The organism is Micromonospora sp. NPDC047521 (genome assembly GCF_055587305.1).
This window is the reverse complement of sequence record NZ_JBVJGN010000004.1, coordinates 319079-340684: the sequence shown is the minus strand read 5'-3', so window position 1 is coordinate 340684 and position 21606 is coordinate 319079. Positions and strand designations below refer to the sequence as shown.

Annotated in this window: 18 protein-coding genes; 8 read left to right on the top strand and 10 right to left on the bottom strand. The window is 71.2% G+C overall.

What is annotated here, in order from left to right; translation table 11 throughout:
* The first annotated feature begins 94 nt into the window (after positions 1–94).
* Positions 95–493, top strand: coding sequence for a type II toxin-antitoxin system VapC family toxin (locus tag ACZ6N8_RS12300; RefSeq protein WP_466009839.1), 399 nt, complete (start codon positions 95–97; stop codon positions 491–493).
* A gap of 6 nt (positions 494–499) precedes the next feature.
* Here ACZ6N8_RS12300 and ACZ6N8_RS12295 read toward each other — a convergent pair whose 3' ends face one another.
* Together ACZ6N8_RS12295 and ACZ6N8_RS12290 are read right to left on the bottom strand one after the other, a co-directional pair.
* A complete protein-coding gene (locus tag ACZ6N8_RS12295) occupies positions 500–736 on the bottom strand; it encodes a hypothetical protein (protein WP_466009571.1) in 237 nt (78 codons plus the stop codon).
* A gap of 20 nt (positions 737–756) precedes the next feature.
* Entirely contained in the window at positions 757–2007 is a 1251-nt protein-coding gene (locus tag ACZ6N8_RS12290; RefSeq protein WP_466009570.1) for an HNH endonuclease signature motif containing protein, read from the bottom strand.
* Positions 2008–2113: 106 nt separating this feature from the next.
* On the opposite strand from ACZ6N8_RS12290, the gene ACZ6N8_RS12285 reads away from it, so the two are divergent.
* The 3 genes from ACZ6N8_RS12285 (at position 2114) to ACZ6N8_RS12275 (ending at position 3921) form a co-directional block, all read left to right on the top strand.
* Complete coding sequence (locus ACZ6N8_RS12285; RefSeq protein WP_466009569.1) at positions 2114–3058, top strand: inositol-3-phosphate synthase; 945 nt, start codon at positions 2114–2116, stop codon at positions 3056–3058.
* Between the two features lie 69 nt (positions 3059–3127).
* The gene (locus ACZ6N8_RS12280) at positions 3128–3526 is read left to right on the top strand and encodes a fluoride efflux transporter FluC (RefSeq protein ID WP_466009568.1); all 399 of its coding nucleotides are present in this window, start codon (positions 3128–3130) and stop codon (positions 3524–3526) included.
* Positions 3526–3921, top strand: a complete 396-nt coding sequence (locus ACZ6N8_RS12275) for a fluoride efflux transporter FluC (RefSeq protein ID WP_466009567.1) — start codon at positions 3526–3528, stop codon at positions 3919–3921. Before ACZ6N8_RS12280 ends, ACZ6N8_RS12275 begins: the two co-directional genes overlap by 1 nt.
* A 34-nt stretch (positions 3922–3955) precedes the next feature.
* On the opposite strand, the gene glgA is transcribed toward ACZ6N8_RS12275, so the two are convergent.
* Positions 3956–5167: a glycogen synthase gene (gene glgA, locus ACZ6N8_RS12270; RefSeq protein ID WP_466009565.1), complete on the bottom strand. Its 1212-nt coding sequence runs from the start codon at positions 5165–5167 to the stop codon at positions 3956–3958.
* A 72-nt stretch (positions 5168–5239) separates the two neighbouring features.
* Here glgA and glgC point away from each other — a divergent pair, with 72 nt between their 5' ends.
* Together glgC and pgm are read left to right on the top strand one after the other, a co-directional pair.
* Positions 5240–6472, top strand: a complete 1233-nt coding sequence (gene glgC / locus ACZ6N8_RS12265) for a glucose-1-phosphate adenylyltransferase (RefSeq protein ID WP_387113827.1) — start codon at positions 5240–5242, stop codon at positions 6470–6472.
* Between the two features lie 30 nt (positions 6473–6502).
* Positions 6503–8146, top strand: a complete 1644-nt coding sequence (gene pgm, locus ACZ6N8_RS12260; RefSeq protein ID WP_466009563.1) for a phosphoglucomutase (alpha-D-glucose-1,6-bisphosphate-dependent) — start codon at positions 6503–6505, stop codon at positions 8144–8146.
* A 35-nt stretch (positions 8147–8181) separates the two neighbouring features.
* Here the strand turns inward: pgm and ACZ6N8_RS12255 are convergent, their stop codons facing one another.
* The gene (locus tag ACZ6N8_RS12255; RefSeq protein WP_466009837.1) at positions 8182–9090 is read right to left on the bottom strand and encodes an NAD(+)/NADH kinase; all 909 of its coding nucleotides are present in this window, start codon (positions 9088–9090) and stop codon (positions 8182–8184) included.
* Positions 9091–9163: 73 nt separating this feature from the next.
* Positions 9164–10246 carry a non-hydrolyzing UDP-N-acetylglucosamine 2-epimerase gene (wecB, locus tag ACZ6N8_RS12250; RefSeq protein WP_466009561.1) on the bottom strand — a complete coding sequence of 361 codons (1083 nt, stop codon included), beginning with the start codon at positions 10244–10246 and terminating at the stop codon, positions 9164–9166.
* Between the two features lie 175 nt (positions 10247–10421).
* Between wecB and ACZ6N8_RS12245 the strand changes: the two genes are divergently transcribed.
* Complete coding sequence (locus ACZ6N8_RS12245) at positions 10422–12590, top strand: bi-domain-containing oxidoreductase (RefSeq protein WP_466009559.1); 2169 nt, start codon at positions 10422–10424, stop codon at positions 12588–12590.
* A gap of 12 nt (positions 12591–12602) precedes the next feature.
* On the opposite strand, the gene ACZ6N8_RS12240 is transcribed toward ACZ6N8_RS12245, so the two are convergent.
* Together ACZ6N8_RS12240 and ACZ6N8_RS12235 are read right to left on the bottom strand one after the other, a co-directional pair.
* Complete coding sequence (locus tag ACZ6N8_RS12240) at positions 12603–13790, bottom strand: glycosyltransferase family 4 protein (RefSeq protein WP_466009557.1); 1188 nt, start codon at positions 13788–13790, stop codon at positions 12603–12605.
* Positions 13787–15787 carry a heparinase II/III domain-containing protein gene (locus tag ACZ6N8_RS12235; RefSeq protein ID WP_466009555.1) on the bottom strand — a complete coding sequence of 667 codons (2001 nt, stop codon included), beginning with the start codon at positions 15785–15787 and terminating at the stop codon, positions 13787–13789. The genes ACZ6N8_RS12240 and ACZ6N8_RS12235 overlap by 4 nt, the downstream gene beginning before the upstream one ends.
* Before the next feature lie 326 nt (positions 15788–16113).
* On the opposite strand from ACZ6N8_RS12235, the gene ACZ6N8_RS12230 reads away from it, so the two are divergent.
* Positions 16114–17598 carry a hypothetical protein gene (locus tag ACZ6N8_RS12230; protein WP_466009553.1) on the top strand — a complete coding sequence of 495 codons (1485 nt, stop codon included), beginning with the start codon at positions 16114–16116 and terminating at the stop codon, positions 17596–17598.
* On the opposite strand, the gene ACZ6N8_RS12225 is transcribed toward ACZ6N8_RS12230, so the two are convergent.
* Genes ACZ6N8_RS12225 through ACZ6N8_RS12215 form a run of 3 tightly spaced genes read right to left on the bottom strand, consistent with a single transcriptional unit; the run spans position 17556 to position 21529 of the window.
* A complete protein-coding gene (locus ACZ6N8_RS12225) occupies positions 17556–18722 on the bottom strand; it encodes a glycosyltransferase family protein (RefSeq protein ID WP_466009552.1) in 1167 nt (388 codons plus the stop codon). The two genes, ACZ6N8_RS12230 and ACZ6N8_RS12225, sit on opposite strands and share 43 nt — an antisense overlap.
* 34 nt (positions 18723–18756) lie before the next feature.
* Complete coding sequence (locus tag ACZ6N8_RS12220; protein WP_466009551.1) at positions 18757–20100, bottom strand: glycosyltransferase family protein; 1344 nt, start codon at positions 20098–20100, stop codon at positions 18757–18759.
* Positions 20101–20116: 16 nt separating this feature from the next.
* A complete protein-coding gene (locus tag ACZ6N8_RS12215; protein ID WP_466009549.1) occupies positions 20117–21529 on the bottom strand; it encodes a lipopolysaccharide biosynthesis protein in 1413 nt (470 codons plus the stop codon).
* Between the last annotated feature and the right edge of the window lie 77 nt (positions 21530–21606).

The following is a 21606-nucleotide window of genomic DNA, read 5'->3' as shown; positions in this document are numbered from 1 at the left end:
GCGAGATCCGTTCGCGCGCGGCCAAGCACGCTCGTCCGCTCTCCAGCGGCCGCTCCGCGCCCTCCCTGCCCGCTCACCGGACGCGACGACGACCCTGGTCGACACCAACGTGCTGCTGGACATCCTCACCGATGACCCCAAGTGGGCGGACTGGTCCGGAAGCGCCCTCGCCGAAGCCCGCGACACGGGCAACTTGGTGATCAATCCCATCGTCTATGCCGAGGTGTCGGTTCGTTTCGACCGCATCGAAGAGCTGGACGAGGCGTTGCCGGCGGGAGATTTCCTTCGCGAGGAGCTGCCTTACCTGGCGGGCTTCCTCGCCGGCAAGGCGTACACGCGATACCGCAGGCTGGGCGGCGTGAAACGGTCGCCGCTCGCCGATTTCTACATCGGCGCGCATGCTGCCGTGTGCCGATACAACCTGCTGACCCGTGACGGGGCGCGATACCGCACGTACTTTCCGACCCTGACGCTGACGACCCCGACCAACTGACCCTGCTCACGGCCTCCAGCCGTCCGTCAGCCCGCTGTCACTGGAGCAGCCGCTGTCACTGGAGATCGTGCCGCGCGACGTGGCCCGCGCGTACGCCTCGGTCGGCGACATGCTCCGCGCGGGCAGGGCGCTGATCGACGCGGAACGCGCCGCCCACAGCGAGGTGCGCGACCGGCCTGCGGTGCGAAAGCTGGTCGCCGTCGTGTGGCGGCCACCCTCGCCGTCGCCTGGGAAGCGTCGCATTGGCGGTGGGGTTTCCGGGCCTATCTGCGCAGGTGGTAGTGGTTGCGGCGGGGGACCTGCCCGGGATCGAGCCAGGCGGGTGGGATGAACTCGGGGTGGCCGTCGCCGCCGAGGCGGACGGCCCAGTCGCCGTGGTGGAGGTGTCGGTGGTGGTGACCGCAGAGCAGAACGGCGTTGGCGAGGCTTGTGTCGCCGCCGTCGGCCCAGTGCCGGATGTGGTGACCGTCGCACCAGCGGGGCGGGCGGTCACAGCCGGGGAAGGCGCAACCCCTGTCGCGCAGCACCAGGGCCCGTCGCAACGGACCGCTGATGAGGCGTCGTTGTCGACCGACGTCGAGTGCCTGCCCGGCGCCGCCGAGAACGGCGGGTAGGACGGCGGCGTCGCAGGCGAGCCGACGCACGACCTCGGGAGTGAGCTGTAAGCCGGTGTCGAGGGCTCCCGCGCCCAACTGCCGCGCCAACCCGTCGTAGGTGGTGGTGACGACGAGCTGGGCGGGGTCGCCGCCGGTTTCGGGCAGCTCACCGGTCCGAAGGGCGAGCCGGCAGATGTCGGCCAGGGCGTCGTGGCGGCGCTGCGTCGGGGTGCGGGTGTCGTCGGGGCCGGTGGGCGTGGTGAGCGGGTCGATGGCGGCGCGCAACGCGGCGGCGGCCTCGGTGTCGAGGATGCCGGCGAGGCGTAGCCGGCCGTCGGTCTGCTCGCTGATGGTGATGTGCCGGTCCCGGGCGGCCCGCGACTCCTGCGCCCGCAGCGCCGCCTCGTCGGCGGCGTCGGCGACGTCCGGGGCGACGTGGTCGAGGATCCGGGTGCCGAGCCTGCGCAGCAGGGCGGCGTCGAACTGCGCGGCCCAGTGGACGAGGACACCGACTGCCTTGTCGGCGGCCTCCGCGCCGGCGGCGCTGTGCACGGTCTCGACCGTGTCGGCTATGACCCGGATCTGCTCCACGGTGACCGAACCAGCGGCCAGCGCATCGCGCACCCCGGACGGGGCGGCGTCGAGCGTGGCGGCCAGCTCGACCAGGCGCCGGGCGGCGCCGACCCCGAGTCGCAGCCGGTACCGCAGCCACACCGCCGTCGAGGACGCGCCCTGCGCGGTGGCGGTGCCTCGACCGTCCAGCTCGCGTACGAGGCTCAGCTTGACCGCTGCCAGGCGCTGCTCCAGCCGATGCGTCGCGTCCAGCGCCGCCACGATGTCGCGCTCATCGGCGGCCCAGCTGGCCGTGTCGAAGCAGACCGCCACCGCGGCCTCAGCCTGCTCCAACGCATCCAACACGACCACAGGTTAGGACAGGTGTACGACACTTTTCGGCACCGGAAGTGGTCGGGTCGCAGCGGATCAGGGCGCCACCGTAGGCCGGAGAGTGACATAGCCTCCGGCCATGATCCAACGGGTGAAGGTAGCTGTCGTCGGCGTCGGCAACAACACGTCCGCGCTGGTGCAGGGGATCGCTCTGCACCGCCACAGCGGGAGGCTGGTGGGTGTCCGCAGGCCGATCGTCGACGGGCTCGCGGTGGGCGACATCGAGTTCGTCGCGGCCTTCGCCACCTCCCCGGAGAAGATCGGCAGGGACCTGACCGAGGCGATCCTCCTGCCGCCCAACAATTTCCCCCGGCTCGACTGCGACCTGCCCGAGGCAGGTGTCCCCGTCACCGAAGGGCTTGTCGACGCGAGCGGGGTGGACCGGGTGGCGGCGGCGCTGGCCGGGGCTGAGGTGCTGCTCTACTCGGCTCCGAGTGGCCGGCCGGAGACGGCACGGGCGTACGCCGAAGCCGCGCACCAGGCGGGCCTGGCGTTCGTCAACACCACCTCCGACCCGGTGGCCCGGGATCCGCAGTGGATGGGCAGGTTCGAGGCGGCCGGTCTGCCGCTGATCGGCGATGACCTGGCCAGCCAGTTCGGCACCTCGGTGCTGCACAACGCGCTGTTGCAGCTGCTGCGGGAACGGGGCCTCACTCTGGTCAGCTCCTACCAGGTCAATCTGGGCGGCACCGAAGACTTCCGCAACCTGGTCGAGAACCCCACCACCAAGAAGCAGTCCAAGCTCAACGCCCTGTCGGCGGCTGACCGCGTGGAGGTGGCCCCGCTCGGCTACCTGCCGCATCTCGCGTCGCAGAAGGTGGCGCACCTCAACCTTGAGGCGCAGGGCTGGGGTGAGACCTCGGTGAGCCTCGACGTGAAACTGAAGGTGCATGATCCGAGTGGTGCCGCAGGCGTGAACATCGACCTGATCCGCATCGCCGCCAGCGCGCTACGCGATGGGCGTGGTGGTCATGTCGCCGAGGCGACGTCACTGCTCAAGTCCCCGCCGGGAACGGCGATCTGAGCCGGACCAATCGGGTGATACCCGCGCAGCCCGCTGTTTCGGCGAGATCGCCGGTGGGTGAATGGGTGCATGACAGTCCTCGCGATAGTCGTGGGCGGTGGTATCGGTGCCACGCTGCGGTACCTGCTGGGGCTGGGGCTCGCACCGTCCACGCCACCTGACTTCCCGTGGGTCACCTTCGTGATCAACATGGTGGGCGCCTTCGCCCTCGGCGCCGTGATGACGCTGCTCGCGGCGCACCGGCTGCCTGGCCCGTGGGGCAAGCCGTTCCTTTCGACCGGGCTCATCGGCGGCTTCACGACGTGGTCGCACTTCATCGTCGAGTCCGACCAACTGATCGGGGCACGGCGCAGCGGAATCGGCATCGTCTACCTGGTCGTGTCCATCGTCGGTGGGGTGCTCGCGGCGGCGCTCGGCGCCCGCCTCGCGGAAATGCGGGTGGGGCGTCCGGCGGGGAGGGGCGCCTGATGTGGGTGGGCATCGGCGTGTTCCTGGCCGGCGGGCTCGGGGCGCTGAGCCGCGCCGGCGTCGACGCGTTGGTCAAGCCGTGGTGGAGCAGACGGGCCACCGGGTCCAGCAAGGCTTTCCCGGCGAGCACCTTTCTGATCAACGTTTCCGGCGCCTTCGTGCTCGGCATCGTCACCGGCTACGCGGTGAAACACACAGCCGCAGGCGCGCAGGACTTCGCCACTGTCGTCGGGGTTGGCTTCCTCGGCGCGTACACCACCTTCTCCACCGAGGAGTGGCACACCCTGGGACTGCTGCGCAGGAACGCCGCCGTCGAGGCCTTCAACGTGCTCGGCAGCCTCTGCGCCAGCCTCGTGCTGGCCGCGCTCGGCCTCTGGCTCGGCAGTTTGATCTAGCGCGGGCGCGGGCGCGGTCCGGCGGCGTTCTCCGTCAGCGGCCCTGCGGCAGCAGCGAGCGGTAGACGTCGAGCGTCTGCCGGGCGATGGCGTCCCAGGAGAAGTGCTCCACCGCGCGCCGCCGCCCGGCCAGCCCGAACCGTTCGGTGCGCGCCGCGTCGGCCAGCAGCGTGTTGATCGCCGCCGCCAGGTCGGCCACGAAACGGGCCGGCGCCAGCGGGGTGCCGGAGCCGTCGGTGGCCTGCTCGATCGGCACCAGCAGGCCCGTCTCGCCGTCGGCCACGACCTCGGGGATGCCGCCGGTGGCGGTCGCCACCACCGCCGTCTCGCAGGCCATCGCCTCCAGGTTGACGATGCCCATCGGCTCGTACACGGACGGGCAGACGAAGACGGTGGCGTGGGTGAGCACCTGGATCACCTCGGGCTTGGGCAGCATCTCGGCCACCCAGACCACGCCGGACCGGTTGGCCCGCAGCTCGGCCACCAACTCCTCGACCTCGGCGGCGATCTCGGCCGTGTCCGGCGCGCCGGCGAGCAGCACGAGCTGCGTGTCCGCCGGCAGCTCGCGGGCGGCGCGCAGCAGGTACGGCAGCCCCTTCTGCCGAGTGATCCTTCCCACGTAGGCGACACTGGGTCGTGCCGGGTCGATGCCGAGCCGGTCGAGCACGTCGGTGCCGGCGTCCGGGGCGTACTGGACGGTGTCGATGCCGTTGTAGACCACCCGCACCCGGTCCGGGTCGATCTGCGGGTAGGCGGTGAGCACGTCGTTACGCATCCCCCCGCTGACCGCGATGATCGCGTCGGCCGACTCGTACGCCGTGCGCTCGATCCAGGACGAGAGCGCGTAACCGCCGCCGAGCTGCTCGGCCTTCCACGGACGCAGCGGCTCCAGGCTGTGCGCGGTCACCACGTGCGGCACGCCGTGCAGCAGTTTCGCGGTGTGCCCAGCCAGGTTGGCGTACCAGGTGTGGCTGTGCACCACGTCGGCGCCCGCCGTCCCGGCGGCCATCTCCAGATCGACGCCCATCGTGCGCAGCGCGGCGTTCGCGCCGGTCAGGCCGGGCGGTTCGGGGTACGCGGTGACACCCGGCTCGGTGCGCGGCTGACCGAAGCAGTGCACCCGGACGTCGGTGTGGCGGCGCAACTCCCGGGCCAGGTACTCGACGTGCACGCCCGCGCCGCCGTAGACCTCCGGCGGGTATTCGCGGGTGAGCAGGTCGACGCGCAGCGGGGTGGGTTCCGTCATGACCCCGCACCCTAGTGCAGAAGACTCCCCGTACGAGTGGTGAAGTCCGACGCGGGTGGATAGCGTCGGGGCATGGCTGCCAAGGTGCTCGCGATCGTCCTGGCGGGTGGGGAGGGCAAGCGCCTGATGCCACTCACCACGGACCGGGCCAAGCCGGCCGTCCCGTTCGGCGGGATGTACCGCATGGTCGACTTCGTCCTCTCCAACCTGGCCAACGCCGGCTATCTCAAGATCGTCGTGCTGACCCAGTACAAGTCCCACTCCCTCGACCGGCACATCACCAAGACCTGGCGGATGTCCACGCTGCTCGGCAACTACGTCACCCCGGTGCCCGCGCAGCAGCGTCGTGGCCCGTGGTGGTTCGCCGGTTCGGCCGACGCCATCTACCAGAGCTTCAACCTGATCAACGACGAGCAGCCCGACTACGTGATCGTCTTCGGCGCCGACCACATCTACCGGATGGACCCCCGGCAGATGGTGGAGGACCACATCGCCTCCGGCGCGGCGGTGACCGTCGCCGGCATCCGTCAGCCGCTGTCGATGGCCGACCAGTTCGGTGTCATCGAGGTCGGCGAGGACGGCCGGAAGATCCGGGCGTTCCGCGAGAAGCCCACCGACGCGGTGGGCCTGCCCGACGCGCCGGACGAGATCTACGCCTCGATGGGCAACTACGTCTTCACCACCCGCGCGCTGTGCGAGGCGGTCGAACGCGACGCGGAGGACAAGACCAGCAAGCACGACATGGGCGGCAGCATCATCCCGATGCTCGTGGAGCGCGGCGAGGCGAACGTCTACGACTTCCGCGACAACGAGGTGCCGGGCAGCACCGACCGTGACCGCGGCTACTGGCGCGACGTGGGGACGCTCGACTCGTTCTACGACGCGCACATGGATCTGATCAACGTGCACCCCGTGTTCAATCTCTACAACTTCGACTGGCCGATCTACACGGAGCAGCCACCGTGGCCGCCGGCGAAGTTCGTCCACCAGTGGGGTGAGCGGGTCGGCCGCGCGGTCGGCTCGATGGTCTCCCCCGGGGTGGTGATCTCCGGGTCACTCGTGGAGAACTCGATCGTCTCGCCGAAGGTGCGGGTGCACTCCTGGGCGCACGTCGAGGGCTCGGTGCTCATGGAGGGTGTGGAGATCGGCCGACACGCGGTGGTCCGCCGCGCCATCCTGGACAAGAACGTGTTCGTCCCGGAGGGCGCCGAGATCGGCGTCGACCTGGAGAAGGACAGGCAGCGCTACACCGTCTCCGACAACGGCATCGTGGTCATCGGCAAGGGCCAGCGGGTCGAGCCGTGACCGACGTACCAGCAGGAAGGTAGAACCCCCGTGACCCATCCCCGTGCCGGCCAGCCCGCCGAGCCCGCCGACCTGGTCGACGTGCCGCGCCTGGTGACCGCCTACTACGCCGAGCACCCGGACCCAGCGGACCCGGCGCAGCAGGTCTCCTTCGGCACCTCCGGCCACCGGGGTTCCAGCCTGCGCAACGCGTTCAACTCCGACCACATCCTGGCGGTCACCCAGGCGCTCTGCGACTACCGGCGCGAGCAGGGCCTCGACGGCCCGTTGTTCCTCGCCCGGGACACCCACGCCCTCTCCGCACCGGCCGCCGTGGACGCCCTGGAGGTCCTCGCCGCCAACGGGGTCACCGTGCTCGTCGACAGCCGCGACGGCTACACCCCGACTCCGGCGCTGTCGCACGCGATCCTCACCCACAACCGGGGGCGCACCAGCGGGCTCGCCGACGGCATCGTCATCACCCCGTCGCACAACCCGCCGGACGACGGCGGCTTCAAGTACAACCCGACAAACGGCGGGCCGGCCGACACCGACGTGACCCGGTGGATCCAGGACCGGGCCAACGCCATCCTGGCCGCCGGGCTCAAGGAGGTCCGCCGGATCACCTACGCGCGGGCCCGGGCCGCCGACACAACAGGGGAGTACGACTTCCTCGCCCACTACGTCGACGACCTGCCGTCGGCTATCGACATCGACGCCATCCGCGACGCCGGGATCCGGATCGGCGCGGACCCGCTGGGCGGGGCGAGCGTGGCCTACTGGGGGGAGATCGCCGAACGGCACCGCCTGGACCTGACGGTGGTCAACCCGACCGTCGACCCGACCTGGCGGTTCATGACGCTTGACGGCGACGGCAAGATCCGGATGGACTGCTCGTCACCGAACGCGATGGCGTCGCTTATCGCCGCCCGGGCCGACTACCAGATCTCCACGGGCAACGACGCCGACGCCGACCGGCACGGCATCGTCACGCCGGACGCCGGCCTCATGAACCCCAACCACTTCCTGGCGGTGGCGATCGGGCACCTGTTCCGTACCCGCGCCGAGTGGGGTCCGGCCGCCGCGGTGGGCAAGACCCTTGTGTCGTCCTCGATGATCGACCGGGTGGCCGCCGACCTGGGGCGGCCGCTGCTGGAGGTGCCCGTCGGCTTCAAGTGGTTCGTGCCCGGCCTGCTCGACGGCGCGGTCGGCTTCGGCGGTGAGGAGAGCGCCGGGGCGTCCTTCCTGCGTCGCGACGGCTCGACCTGGACCACCGACAAGGACGGCATCCTGCTCTGCCTGCTCGCCTCCGAGATCCTGGCCACCACCGGGCGCAGCCCGGGCGAGCACTGGGCGGAGCTGGCCGAACGGTTCGGCGCGCCCTCGTACGCCCGGATCGACGCGCCGGCCACCCGGGAGCAGAAGGCGGTGCTCGGCAAGCTCTCCCCGGAGCAGGTCGACGCCACCGAGCTGGCCGGCGAGCCGATCACCGCGACGCTGACCACCGCGCCCGGCAACGGGGCCCCGATCGGCGGTCTGAAGGTCAGCACCGAAACCGGCTGGTTCGCCGCACGGCCCTCCGGCACGGAGGACGTCTACAAGATCTACGCCGAGTCCTTCCGGGGCCCCGATCACCTCAAGCAGATCCAGCAGGAGGCCAAGAGCCTGGTGGACAAGGCCCTGGCCCAGTCCTGACCCCCGTGGGCCCGCCTTCCGGGAGCCGGGGTGGGTCAGCAGGGCGGGGGGATGTCCTCCTGCGGTTTGCGGAGTTCCTGCGGGAGCAGCTCACGGAGCTGTTCCGGCAGGAACGGCAGGTCCAGCAGGCCCATCTTCAGCTGGTTGCGTTCCTGGTAGCGCAGCGGGTCCAAGCGGACCACCAGGCCGGCGTTGCGGCGGTAACCGATGTCCACCGCCCCCTCGGTCGCCGCGTCGCGCAGCACCAGCCCGTCCACCTCCACCACGACCGACGACGAGTGGGGCTCCAACTCCAGGCGGATCTTCTCGTCCGGGGAGAGCACCACCGACCGGGAGATGCCGGCCATCGGCGCCGACGGGGTGACCACCACCGCGTCCGCCGCCGGGGAGATCAGCGGCCCGCCGGCGGCATAGCTGTACGCGGTGGAGCCGATAGGCGTGCTCACCACCACGGCGTCGGCGCGGTAGTAGCCGTACTGCTGGCCGTCCACCGCGAGGGTGGCGGAGACGAAGCCGGAACCGGGCTTGCGGACCAGGGCGATGTCGTTGAACGCCACGACGTCGTCACCGCACACGTCGCAGGCCAGGCAGGCGTGCGACTCGACAGTGAAGTCCTTGGACAGCAACCGGCTCAGCGCGTCGGGCAGCTCCGGCGGTTCGACCTCCACCAGGAAACCGAGCCGACCCAGGTGGACGCCGAGCACCGGCTTCGGGTCGTGGATCGCGGAGCGCAGCGCGCCCAGCATCGTGCCGTCACCACCGATGCTGATCAACGCGTCGGCGCGGGCGGCCACCTCGCCCTCCGGTACGGGTTCGACGCTGGCCGGTACCCGATGCTTGTCCTCGGCACGCACCATGAGCGTCTTGTGGTGGCGCGTCGCCCACCGTTCGATGATCCCGACCACCTCGGTGACATCCCGGGTGGGGTGCAGCACAAGTCCCAGCCCCGACACCCGTACAGCTCACCACATCGGCGTCGGACCCGTCCGGCGTACGTCGAAGGTGCGCCGGGGCCGGCTAACCGAGCACCCTGGCGATGATCTCCGCGATGCGTCTGCCTGCCGCGCCGTCCCACATCGGTGGTGTGGGACGCAGGGTCTGCCGTCCCGCCGCCACGGTGTTCGCCACGGCGTCGGCGAGCGTCGAGCGGGTGACGAGCCGGTTGGTGCCGTGCGTGATGGTGATCGGGCGCTCGGTGTTGGGTCGCAGGGTCAGACACGGCACGCCGAGCATCGTCGTCTCCTCCTGCACGCCACCGGAGTCGGTGACGACGACCACCGCGCCACGTACCAGGCTCACGAACTCCAGGTAGCCCAGCGGTTCGACCACGCGCAGCGCGCGGTGCGAGAGCAGGCCCGCGTTCTCGAGCTGCCGCCGCCCGCGCGGGTGCAGCGGCAGGATGACGGGCAGGTGGTCGGCCACGGCGTGCATCGCCTTCACCAGATCGACGACGTCCGCCGGGTCGTCGACGTTGCCGGGCCGGTGCAGTGTCGCCACCACGTAGCGCTCGGGGAGCGACAGCGCGGCGCGGATGCCGGCGACGTCGAAGCGGTCGAGGTTCGCCAGCAGCGTGTCGATCATCGGATTGCCGACCAGGTGGATCTTCTCCGCCGCGATGCCCTCGTCACGCAGGTGGGTCACGGCGTCGGGGCTGGTGGCGAACAGCAGGTCTGCCACGTGGTCGACGACGACGCGGTTGATCTCCTCGGGCATGGACCTGTCGAAGCTGCGCAGGCCCGCCTCCACATGCGCGACCGGGATGTCCAACTTGGATGCCACGAGAGCCGCCGCGAGTGCCGAGTTGACGTCGCCGTACACGACTGTGAGCGCGGGCCGTTCGGCGACCATCAGCTCCTCCAGACCGGTCATCACGCGGGCGGTCTGGCTGGCGTGGCTGCCCGACCCGACGCCGAGGTTGATGTCCGGCTCGGGCAGGCGCAGTTGGCGGAAGAAGACCTCGGACATCCGCTCGTCGTAGTGCTGTCCGGTGTGGACGAGGCGTTGCCGGACGCCGTGCCTGTCGAGCGCGCGGACCACGGGCGCCGCCTTGGGGAAGTTGGGTCGAGCGCCCGTGACGTGCAGAACGATCCCGGCTGGCATGTGTCTCCTCGTGGCCGACGCGAATCAGGAGCGACGCGGCAATAGTACAAGTTATCCAGTTTGATGCCTGTGCTCTCTATACAATGTCGAATGACGGATGCGTTGCGGTTTGCGCTGCCCGAGGGTGCCCTGCCGCGAGCGATGTTCCTACTCCCTGATGGCAGGCGGGCCCCACGTGAAGCAGATCGTCCAGTCCGTGTCCGCCGGCGAGCTGAAGGTCGTCGAGGTTCCACAGCCGGAGCCCGGCCCGACCGAGGTGCTCGTCGCCACCCGCAGGTCCCTGCTCTCGGCGGGGACCGAGCGGGCCGTGCGTGAGCTGGCGTCGGCGAGTCTGCTGCGCAAGGCGCGGGCGCGGCCGGACCTCGTCCGCCAGGTTGTCAACCGGGCGCGCACCGGCGGGGTGCGCTCGACGCTCGCGGCGGTACGCAGCCGGCTCGACGAGGACATGCCACTCGGGTACAGCGCCGCCGGTGTCGTGGTCACCGCCGGCGCCGCGACCGACGGGATCCGCCCCGGTATGCGGGTGGCCACCGCGTCCGCCGGGCACGCCGAGTATCAGGCGGTGCCGGGTCTGCTCGCGGTACCCGTACCCGATGCGGTGTCGGACCAGGCGGCCGCGTTCGGCGCGGTGGCGGCGATCGCGTTGCAGGGTCTGCGGCAGGCCGAGGTGGGGCTCGGCGGCTCGGTCGCCGTGGTCGGCCTCGGCCTGGTCGGGCAGCTGACCGTACGCCTGGCGCTCGCCTCGGGCCTCACCGTCATAGGCATCGACCTGCGCCAGTGGACCGCCGACCTGGCCGGAGGCGGCGGCGCGGTCGGTCTCGTCGAGGCAGGTGCGGCGACCACCGAACAGATCCGGGAACTGACCCGTGGTCGGGGCGTCGACGCGGTCTTGATCACTGCGGCGACAGCCTCGTCGGAGCCTGTCGCGCGCAGCGCCGAGATCGCCCGCGACCGTGCCCGGCTGGTCGTGGTCGGCGACGTCGGCCTGGACCTCGACCGTCGGCGGTTCTACGAGCGCGAGCTGGATCTGCGGTTCGCCCGCAGCTACGGCGCCGGCCGCTACGACCGGGCGTACGAGGAGTGGGGCATCGACTACCCGATCGGCCACGTGCGCTGGACGGCGCGACGCAACATCGAGGCGTACCTCGATCTGGTGGCAAGCGGACGGGTCGCGGTCGACGACCTGGTCACCCACGTCTTCGACGTGGAGCGGGCGACGTCGGCGTACGAGGTGCTGGCGTCGGATCCGCGTTCGCTCGCCGTGCAGCTCGACTACTCGGCTCCCGCGCAGCCGTCCCGGCACACCATTCCGATCCGGCCGCGCCGCACCTCCGCGTCGCCCCGGGCGGGCCTCATCGGGGCCGGAAACTACGCCAGGGCGACGTTCCTGCCCGCGCTCAAGGCCGCGGGCTGGGCGGACGACCTCGCCGCCATCACGTCCGCCAAGGGTCTGTCGGCCCGCCACGCCGCAGAGCGCAACGGCATCGGCGTGGTGGCGCCCACCGTCGAGGATCTGCTGGTCCGCGACGACGTCGACGTCGTGTTCATCCTGAGCCGCCACGACTCGCACGCCCGCCTGGTGGTGCAGTCGCTCGACGCCGGCAAGCACGTGTTCGTGGAGAAGCCGCTCGCGTTGACACAGGACGAACTCGACGAGGTCACGGCCGCGTACCAGCGCAACCCCGGGCACCTGTTCGTCGGCTTCAACCGCCGGCACGCGCCGATGGTGCTCGCGGCCAGGACGGCACTGGCCGCCGGCTCCGGGCCGGTGACCGTCGCGTACCGGATCAACGCCGGGCAGCTGCCCGACTCGCACTGGTACCACGACCGGCGTCAGGGCGGCCGCGTCCGTGGCGAGGTGTGCCACTTCCTGGACCTCGCGTCGTGGCTGGTGGGCGAGCAGCCCCGGGTCGTGTCCGCGTACGGCAGTGGTCGTGGTGAGCCGGGGTTGGAAGAGGACGTGAGCGTCCTGCTCGGCTACCCGAACGGGTCCACCGCGACGATCACCTACTCCACTGGTGGGCACCGGCGTACGCCCAAGGAGCGTCTGGAGATCCTCGGCCGGGGGCGCACGATACTGATCGACGACTTTCAGCGCCTGGAGATCGACGGTCGCGAGGTGAAGCGGGTGTCCGGTGGGAAGGGACACCGGGAGCTGCTCGCCCACACGCGGGCGGTGATCGCCGGCGACGCGTCCGACGACGGCGAACTCGACGCGTCGCTGGGTACGACCCGCGCGGCGCTGTCCGCCGTCGCCGCCCTGATGGGCGCCGAGGAGCAGCCGTCGCGTCTGCCCACGCAGCTCGACGCGGACAGCAGTGTGAGCACCGGCTTCACCCTCTGACGGCCGAGCGGATCAGCGTGCCGCCTCGTCCCCGCCGTTGACAAGCGGGCCGAGCAGTCGCGCGAGCGCGAGCGCCATCGCCGAGCGGGACTGGTGTTCCCGGATCCAGCGACGGCCGGCCGCGCCCATCTTCGTCAACTCGTCGGGGCTCGCCTGCACCATCTGGGCGAGGCCGTGGGCGAGGTGACCCGGCGGGGTCACGCACCCGGAGTCGGCGCCCATGACGAGGTCACCGACGATTCCCGGGCTGTTGGTGACGATCGGCAGGCCGGCCGCCATGTAGTCGAACACCTTGTTGGGGCTCACCCCGGCCCGGAACAGCTCGACGTCGGCGAGCACGTGCAGCCCGACGTCCGCCGCGTGCAGCAGATCGGGGATCTCGGTCTTGGGCACCGGGTCCAGGAACCGCACGGTACGGATGCCGCGCGCCCTGGTTTGCAGGCGCGCCTTCTCCACGCCCGAGCCCACCAGCACGACGTCGATCTCGGGCACCGCCTCGGCGGCGGCCAGCAGCAGGTCGAGCCCGTTGGCCGGGCCGTGCGCCCCCGCGTACACGGCGGTGCGGCGGGTGAAGCCGTACCGGCGGCGCAGCTCGTCGCGGTCCGCGCTGGGGGTGAAGTCCTCGGGGTCCGCCGCGTTGGGGATGAACGCGATCCGGTCCGGCGCCACGCCCTTGCCCTCGATCGCCTCCCGGACGCCCGGGGCCATGATCACCACCCGGTCGGCGCGCCGGTACAGGAACCGCTCCAGGCGCTCCAGCGCGCGGTTCGCCAGCGACGTCTCCGACAACGTGCCCATCTCGACGAGCACGCGCGGCCACAGGTCCCGCACCTCCAGGACGAACGGGGTGCGCCGCAGTGTCGCCACCACGCAGCCGGAGAGGCCGGCCAGCAGGTGCGGCGAGGACGCGTACACCACGTCGGGGCGGGGCTGCCGCAGGCCGGCCACCGTGGCCGTCACCGCGTAGCTCACCCAGTTCACCACCCGACCCAGGCCGTTGCCCCGGTACGGCGTCACGGCCACCGGATGGAATCCCGGCTCCGGCAGTTGCGGCGCACCGGTGATCATGTTGCGCCGGCCGGCGAGGATCACGTACGTCCAGCCGGGGAGCCGGCTGAACAGCTCGACGTGCCGGGTGCCGCCGGGTTGGCCCGGGGGGACGGCGAAGTGGTTGAGGACGAGGACTCTGCGGTGTGTCATCGCGGCGCTCCCACGTGTCGGACCGTCCCGGACGCGAGGTGCGTGACGGCGAGGGAGGCGCCGCTCTCGCTCCAGGTCACCTCGAAGGCGTAACCGTCGAGGGCGTCAGGTGCGGGCGGTGGCCCGGCCACCGTGCCGAACCCCCACACGGTGGTGTCGGCCCGGCTCTCGGCGGTGATCCACGTCGCCGGCTCCCAGCGCCCGTACGTCCGGCTGTGCCAGCCCGCGAACGGCGTCGACCGTCCCCGCACCGTCTCGTGGCCGTCCAGCCCGAAGAGGTGGAGTTTGGTGTCACCGGCGACCAGTGTGTCGTTCTCCACCACCACCTCGGGGTGCAGCGGGACGGTGAGCGACCAGGTCCCGACGGACGCCGGCGGGTCGACGAACTCGACGATCGCCACGTACTGGTCGGCAACCACGACGGCGCGGCCGACACGGATGGGGCGCTCGCCGCGCTCGTACGCGTCGTGCCAACCGAACAGGACGGTGCGGTCCGGCAGGTCGAGCGGCGGCCCGAGGTGCCCACGCGCGGTGTGCCACCAGCGGAACGCGCGATGGGGGACGAGCTGGTCCCGCCCGTCCGGCCGTCGTACCGGGTGGGCGGCCGAGGTGCGCAACCCGTTGCGCACCTCCAGTGGCCCGTTGTAGGTGCCCGTACCCGGGTCGGCGACCAGCCAGTGCCCGCCGTGCCTGATCCAGACCGAGGTGAGGTCGGCGTGCCCGTGGGACGGCCCGCCGTCCACCTTGAACCACACCCGCCACGGCCCCCGGCCGACCACCGCGATGCCGCCGGAGGTCGTCGACCGTCCCCGGGTGGTCGCCGCGAACCCGTCCCCGGCGGCGTCCCGCGCGGGTGCCGGCGCGTACCACGCCAGTTCGTCGAAGTCGGCGTACCACCGTGCCGGCAGCCGCTCACCGCACAGCGCGAGCCCGAGCGCGGTCGAGCCGGCCACGTCCAGCGGATCGCCGGAGGAGGCGAGCACCCGCCCCTCGTCCCAGTCGCCGTACTGCGGGACGTCCCCGTCGAACACGCCGAGCCGGGCCAGGTGCAGGCTTGCCGCGCGCAGGTCACGAAGGACGCTCGCCGGCGCACCGCCGAGCAGCGTCCGCACGGTGAGCATTTCGAGGACGAAGCGGTGGTACGACACCGAATCCTCGATCATGCGACCGTCGGGTCCGAAGTGCCGGCGCTGCTGGGCGGCGAACATCCTCTCCCCGGTGCCTGCCCACCACCGTGCGCGTCGGGCGGTGGGGTACATCCGGGAGAGCAGGATCAGCCCGAGCGCGTCGCCGAGCATGTGGTTGTTGCGCATGCTGCTCACCGTGTAGGGCAGCTCGACCATCAGGTGCCGGGCGCTGGCCAGCAGCAGCCGGTCCATGGCGGTCGTCACCTCGCGCGGAAGCCGTTCGCCGGCCAGCGTCAGGATCTGGTTCCAGGCGATGGCGCGCAGGGCGAGTTCGAGGCTCGAGTACCAGTTCACACCCCGCTCCGGTGGCGACTGGTCGCACCAGGACCGCAGCAGCTCGTCGAGGCCGTCCTGCCAGGGGCCGTCCGGGTCGAGACGGGCCGCGCGCGCCAGGACGACCAGGTCACGGTGGCGTGCCGCCTCCCAGATGTGCTTCACGTCGGACAGTCGCGCGTCGGATCGGATGTCGATGCGCCACCACGGGTCGTCGGCCGGCCACCGCTGCCCGGTCAGGGGGTCGGTGCACCACGGTGCCGACACGCCGGTGGCCACCCGGGCGCCGAAGACCCGCAGGCCGTCGTGCAGGACACGTCGGGCGTCGTCCAGGCAGCGCTGCCGGGCCTGGTCGCTGCTCGGCAGCGCGTTTGTCAGCGGTACCGGCGCCGCGGGGTGGTGGCGGTGTGCCTGGGCGCGGAACAGGACGGCGTGGAATCCGGTGCGCTTGGAGGTCTCGTACGCGGCGCGTAGCGGCGCGGATCCGCCAAGTGCGCGCAGGTCCGCGGCGATCGCGCGGAGAGGGTTCTTCACCATCGGGTTTCCTTGGGCGCGGCGACGAAGGCGATCGGGTTTGCGGAACTGGTCGCGAATGCCGAGCTCAGGGCGCTCGAAGCAGTTCGGCAGACGGTATCAGCTCATTAGCGGTGATTCACGCAATTAGGACGGACTATGGCCGCGTGTTCAGTAATTCCCGATTCGAGGCCACACTGACCGTTTCCGCGTTGCCTCGCCTGTCGTGAGGTCGTTGCGCGTGGTGTGTCCGGGCAGTTCTGGTGCGGGGAATCGCGTAGCGCTCAACAGCGTGGCTCGCGGCGGCTCGACGCTGCCCGCTCACCGGGACACCCGGTCGGGAGTGGACTGTGGTGACAGCCGTCGACGGGATCAGCCGGGGGCGGCACCGGTCGTACCGCGATGCCGTCGACGACCGCTGGCGCACGGTCTCGCCGCCGCCTGACCGCCGCGCACCGCGGACGGACACCACCGCCGCAAGACCGACCTCCCGGACGGTGACCTGGCTTCCGCTGTGGCTCGCCCTGGCCTGGATGCTCGGCACGTTCGGCGCGTTCTGGTTGACCGGGCTGGCCCGCGAGGTCACGAACCCGGGCCAGCTCTGCGTCTTCGTGGTCGCGGCGACGGCCCTCTTCGCCGGTGGATACGTGGCGCAGATGTCACGCCGTGCGCCGTCCGCGGCCGTCACGACCCATTCCATCGACCGCATCCGGCAGGTGCGACAGCTGGTCCTGGCCAGTTCGGTCTACTACGTCGTGGTGAGCCTGACGCGACTGGCCGAGTTCGGCGCCACCGGCCCGCAGAGCGTGTGGGCGAGCGTCAGGGCACCGGCCACCGGCTATCTCAACAAGTTCGAGATCTACCAGCAGGGCATCGGCACCACGAGCCCGTGGATGAACCTCCTGTTCCCGCTCGGCGTGCTCAGCGTGGCCCTCGTACCCCTGCTGGTGGTCCACTGGCGCAGCCTGCCCACCTGGCTGCGGCTCGCCGGCCTGACCGGGACGGCGCTGCACATGGCGTTCTACCTCTTCATCGGCACCACGAAGGGGCTCGGCGACGTCGCCGTCATGCTGGCGGCGGGGATGCTTGTCGCCCGGGCGTCGGTCCGGCGGCGACGGCGCATCAGCTCGCGACGTCGCGGAACGCTCGTGGTGGTCGGCGCGGCGTTCGCGCTCCTGGCCATCTACATGGTCCACAGTCATGCGACGCGGGCGACCGAGTTCGGCACCACCGGTGCCCTCGTCCAGGTCAACCCCACGGTGGAGCGCGTCGTCGGCACGCCGATCGCCGAGGGTGTCGCGGACGTCATCGGTTACCCGACCCACGGCTACCTGGGGCTCTCCTACAACCTCCAGGTGCCCTTCGAGTGGTCCCGTGGCCTGGGTAGCTCACCGTCCGCGGCGATCTTCGCCGAGCAGAGGTTCGGAGTGGACCTGACCGACCACCCGCCCTTTCCGGACCGGACGGAGCACGAGAAGGGGTGGCCGGCACGCATGTACTGGGCCACGATCTATCCCTGGCTCGCCTCCGACCTCACGTTCCCCGGTGCGGCGTTGCTCATGGGGCTGGTCGGCTGGCTCTTCGCCGGCTCCTGGCGCGCGGCGGTGTCCTCCCGGCGGGTGATCCCGACGTTGCTGTTCGCCCAGCTCTGCATCCTCGTCGTCTACGTACCGGCGAACAACCAGCTCGGTATGGCGCCGGAATCCATAGTCGGGATGGCCACCCTGCTCGCGCTCTGGGCGATGCAGTCACTCAACGCCGGGCGCCGGCGGCTCGCGGCAGCCCAGGATCGTCAGCCCCAGTTCCGGAAGAACGCGCCGATCGGCTCCGCGTAGGCCCGGTAGTCGAACGACTCGAGTGCCTGGCTACGCGCGGCCTGGCGCATCAGGTTGCGCTGCGCGTCGCTCAGACCGGCAGCCGTACGGATCGCCCCGGTGACCTCGGCGAGCGAATGGTCCCGGCAGATCAGCCCCTCACGGTGCGGGCGCAGGTACCTGCCCATGTCGCTGGTGAGGTTGGCGATGACCGGGGTGCCGCTGGCCAGGCTCTCGCAGAACTTCGTCGAGAAGCCCGCGTCGGTGGCCCGTTCCGGCCGACGGATCAGGACCGTGAAATCCGCCTCCTGGAGGGCGGCGGCCACCTCGGCCTGCGGTAGGCGACCCAGGCACCGCACACCGTCAGGCAGCGCCCGGCCGCCGAACAGACCGCGTGCCTCGTCCGGCGTCGGCCCGTAGATGCGCAACTCGACGCGCGCGCCGTCGCGCTGGACCCGGCTGACCGCCTCGATGACGGTGCCCAGGAGGTCCTTCTTGTTCCCGTGCGGGTTGCCGGCGTAGGCGAGCGTGAGACCGGACGAGCCCGCCGCCGTCTGCCGGGCGTCGAGCGTCAGGCCCTTGACGTCGAGGGTGGGCGGCACCCGCAGGAGCGGCCTGCCGCTTCGGCGGTAGTGGTCCTCCAGGTACGAACTGATCACGACGAGGCCGTCGCAGCGCGGGTAGTAGTGGTGCAGTGCGAGCTTCATGCTGGCGTGCAGTGGCCCGAGGTACCCGCCGCGTACGTAGCGCCCGTTGAACCAGTCGACGACATCGACGATCAACGGGACGTCGTGACGACGGCACCACCGCTGGAGGTGGTACATGTACTGGGCCTGACCGCCGTGCACCAGGACGTGCGAGGGCCTGGTCGGTTGGGCGTCGAGCCAGCGGACCGTCCGTTGACCCCAACGCACCAGGGTCTGGATCGAACTGGCGAGCGGCCCGGCGCCCGGCGGCGGTTTCTCCGCGAGGCCGACGTACGCCACCGAACCCGGCCCGTCGACACCCGGCAGCGGGGTGACGCCGCGCGGCTCCGCCCCACCGCCGGCGACCACCACGTCGTAGCCGGCGGCGGCCAGCGACGCCACAAGTCCGTGGACGCGTCGCGACCCCGCCTCACCCCACGGGAAGAGGAACGGGCCCACACAGGCGACCCAACCCGACCGTCTCATTCGCACCTCAACGTGCCTCTGCGGTCAGTTGCCTGACGGATTCGACGTCCGTCGCCGCGCGGAGCGTGGCGGCGAACCGCGCGGCGACGCTGTCCCTGGCGTGCTCCTGCCGCGCGAAGTCGACCCCGTTGCGGGCGAGCCGCTGGCGCAGCGCGGCGTCACGGCAGAGCCTCGTGAGGTCGGCGACCAGTGCCGCCGGGTCGTTCGTACCGACGATCACGCCGGCGTCCGCCGCGCGGATGTGGTCCATCGACGCCACCTCGGCGGGGCCGTAGCCGAGGATCGGACGGCCCGAGGCGAGGTACTGGGGGATCTTCGTCGACACCGAGTAGCGGGTGTAGCGCCTGATCTCCTCGTCGAACGACTCGATGTGGACGAGGACGTCCGCGGACCGCAGCGCCTCCGGCACCTCGTCGCTGGCCAGCGACGGCCCGAGCCGCACCCGCTCTAGGTGGGCGAGGTGCCGGCCGTACCGGGCGAGGTCCTTCTCCGGGGCGTGGACCGTCAGCCGGGCCGGGAGGCCGTCCCCGGCCAGCCGGTCCAGTACGGCGCCGATGTCGCGCAGCGACTCCCACCGGTTGAGGTGCAGCGCGCCTACGTACACCAGCTCCGTCGTCGCTCGCTGGTGGGTCTCCTCGCGCGGTGCGGCGAAGTAGGTCTCGTCGACGCAGTTCACGAACGGGCTGAACGGTATGCCGTACCGCCTGGTGTACTCGTGCGCCATCGGCCGGCTGATGACCATGCCGAGCGGAGCCAGCCGGATGAGCCGCGCGATGGCCTCCTGCGTGGACCGGTTGGCCCGCCCGAGGAGTTCGCCGTTGCCGTACAGCGTCGCCGGCCAGTCGTCGGTGAAGTGCGGCACCACGGGAACGCCGCAGGTACGCGCCGCCAGAGCGGTGATCCTCGTCAGCCGCACACTGCCGAGCATGGAGTAGACGACGTCGGGGCGGAAGTCGCGCATCCAGTCGGTGAGCGTCCGGGGCACCCGGATGGGGCTGAGGTCGGCGGTCGCGCGCAGCTGCGCGTACGCCCTGGCCATGGCGGGGCGGCTCTCCGCCGCGGCGTGTACGGCCGCGATGGGTCGGCTCTGTTGCAGTGGCGTACGACCGTTCCAGCCCAGCATCCGCATGGAGTAGTACTGGATCGGCAGGTAGTGGTCCCGGGGCGGGAAGTGGAAGAACCTCTCGCACACCTCGGTCGACGGCGCGATGTTGCCGGTGTGCACCTGCCCGAGGCGGTCCTTCGGCCAGCCGGAGAAGAGGTTCGACAGGGTCATGGCGGTGCCGCTGACCCGGCTGAAGGGCGTGTGGCTCACCACCAGCACCCGGGGGTGTTCGTCCTGCGACAACATCGGTGATCCGCCTCTCTCAGGTGGCCCGCACGGTGAGCGCCCGCCGGTAGCCGTAGATGGCAGCCGGGACGACCGTCAGGCTGTAGACGACGACGGCGATGAACGGCGCGGCCGAGAGTCCCAGCCAGTGCACGCCGAACACCTTGCCGACGATGGACAGCGGTAGGTAGAGCAGGTAACCGCAGAGCTGGGGGCGTACGACCCCTGCCGCGTTCTGCACCATGAACCGCGGGGAGATCGCGGCCAGCACGAGCCACCAGCAGGCCAGGCCGACCAGCAGGGAACGGCTTCCGATCGGGATCGGGAGCCACGCGGCGAAGAACTGCTCGCCGTACACCACCAGGAATGTCGACGGCAGCAGCGCGATGAGCGTGGAGACGACTGTCATACGACGGACGGTCCGGCGTACCCAGTCGAGGTCCCGGCGCGCCAGGGCCTCGCCGTGCATCGGCCACAGCGGCTGGTTCACCAGCGTGACGAGCGCGCCGAGCTGGGTGAACAGCTTGGCCGGCACCGCGTACGCGGTCACACTGGCCAGGCCCAGGATGTGCGCGATGATCAGCGGGTCGGCGTTGTCGGCAAGCACCATCACCAGCGTCACCAGGAAGAACAGGCCGCCGAGAGCGAACAGGTCGCGGACCCCGCGACGGTCGACGAACCTCGGGCGGGGCGCCAGTTGCGGCAGGCGCCAGCCGAACGTCCACACCGTGTTGGCGACGTTGACCAGCAACGGGGAGATGGCGATGCTGGCGATGACCGCTATCGGGGGAAGGTCCGCGTACACCGCGCCGAGCGCGAGCGGGAGCGAGAGGGCGCTCGCACCCGCCTGCCAGACGTTGCTGACGGCCACCTGCTGGTACGCGTACTGCACCCGGGCGACAAGCGACAACGGGATGTTCAGCAGGAAGGCGGTCAGGCAGATCAGGGCGACGAGGTGGGCGTCCCGCGCGGCCGCTCCTGTCGCGTTGAACAGCAGCGGCCACGGTACGAGGCCGCCAACCAGCCAGAGCAGGCCACACACCGGCAGCGTGATGCCGCAGACCGCCGCGTAGGCGCTGGAGACGTACCGCCGGGCGGTGTCCGAGTCGCCGTCCACCCGGCACGGCGCGAGCCTGGTCATCAGCCCGAGGCCGACGCCCAGGTCGGCGAAGGCGACCATCCCGGTGACCGCGAGGACAGCGGCCCAGAGTCCGTACAGGTCGGTGCCGAGGTACGACAGCGTCACCGGCAGCAGGAACAGGGGTACGACCGCGCTTACCGCCCGGCTCAGCGCCGCGGTGGCGATCCAGGACAGCAGCCGGCGTCCGCGACCCGGCCGCGGGGCGGCGGGGATCGTCGGCGGGGGTGGCTCGACCGTCTGGACGGCCAGCCCCGGCCCCGCGGTGTCCGGCCGTTCCTGCCGCTCGAACCTGCCGTCGGGGGCCCGCAAAGTGTCGGTCCTATCGATCTCGGGGCGGTGCGAGTGCCGCGGCGCGACCTCGCTCTGGGTCCTCCCGGCATAACTGT